This window comes from Mycobacterium sp. TH-M106, from assembly GCF_057473765.1.
On sequence record NZ_JBYCLE010000645.1, the window covers coordinates 1 to 1,242 of the forward strand.

Here is a 1,242-nt window from a genome sequence, read left to right on the forward strand (position 1 = left end):
CCGGCATCCACTCCGGCGACTCGGCGTGCGCGCTGCCGCCGGTGACGCTGGGCCGCCAGAACATCGAGCAGGTGCGCCGCGCCACCGAGGCCATCGCACACGGTGTCGGGGTGGTGGGGCTGCTCAACGTGCAGTTCGCGCTGAAGGACGACGTGCTCTACGTGCTGGAGGCCAATCCGCGGGCGAGTCGCACCGTGCCGTTCGTGTCCAAGGCGACGGCGGTGCCGCTGGCCAAAGCCTGCGCCCGGATCATGCTGGGCGCCACCATCTCCGAACTGCGGGACGAAGGCCTACTCGCGCCCACCGGCGATGGCGCCGACGTCGGGCCGGATGCACCCATCGCGGTCAAGGAAGCCGTGCTTCCGTTCCATCGGTTCCGTCGCGAAGACGGCTCCGGAATCGACTCGCTGCTTGGCCCGGAGATGAAGTCCACCGGTGAGGTGATGGGCATCGACCGCGACTTCGGCAGCGCGTTCGCCAAGAGCCAGACCGCCGCCTACGGTTCGCTGCCGGTACACGGCACGGTCTTCGTGTCGGTGGCCAACCACGACAAGCGTTCCCTGGTCTTTCCGGTGAAGCGGCTGGCGGACTTGGGGTTTCGGATGCTGGCCACCGAGGGAACTGCGGAGATGCTGCACCGCAACGGTATTCCGTGCGACGTGGTGCGCAAGCTCTCCCAGGAGCCCAGGCCGGACCGGCCGCTGCCGTCGGCGGTCGATGCGATCCGGGCCGGCGAGGTCGACCTGGTGATCAACACCCCGTACGGCAACTCCGGTCCGCGGGTGGACGGCTATGAGATCCGCTCGGCGGCGGTGGCGATGAACATCCCGTGTGTGACCACCGTGCAGGGTGCGGCGGCCGCGGTGCAGGGCGTCGAGGCCGGGATCCGCGGCGACATCGGGGTGCGGTCGCTGCAGGAACTGCACAGCGCACTCGGCGGGCGCGGGCACTGACAGTGGCCGGAACAACGGCCGGGTTCGGCGCGCGGCTGGCGGCGGCGGTGACGACGCGCGGGCCGCTGTGTCTGGGCATCGACCCGCATCCCGAACTGCTGCGGGCCTGGGGTCTGCCGGTGACCCCGGACGGGCTGGCCGCGTTCTGTGACGCCTGTGTGGCGGCGTTCACCGAGTTCGCACTGGTCAAAACCCAGGTGGCGTTCTTCGAGGCGCACGGTGCGGCCGGCTACGCCGTGCTGGAGCACACCATCGCCGCGCTGCGCGCCGCCGGGGTGTTGGTGCTGGC

General features: G+C 70.5%; 1 protein-coding gene and 1 pseudogene. Both read left to right on the top strand.

What is annotated here, in order from left to right; translation table 11 throughout:
- A partial coding sequence (locus tag AC2VOP_RS21555) for an ATP-binding protein (RefSeq protein ID WP_486962856.1) occupies positions 1-953 on the top strand: 953 nt, incomplete at its 5' end.
- Positions 954-955: 2 nt separating this feature from the next.
- Positions 956-1,242, top strand: a pseudogene (locus AC2VOP_RS21560) (orotidine-5'-phosphate decarboxylase); the annotation flags it as partial.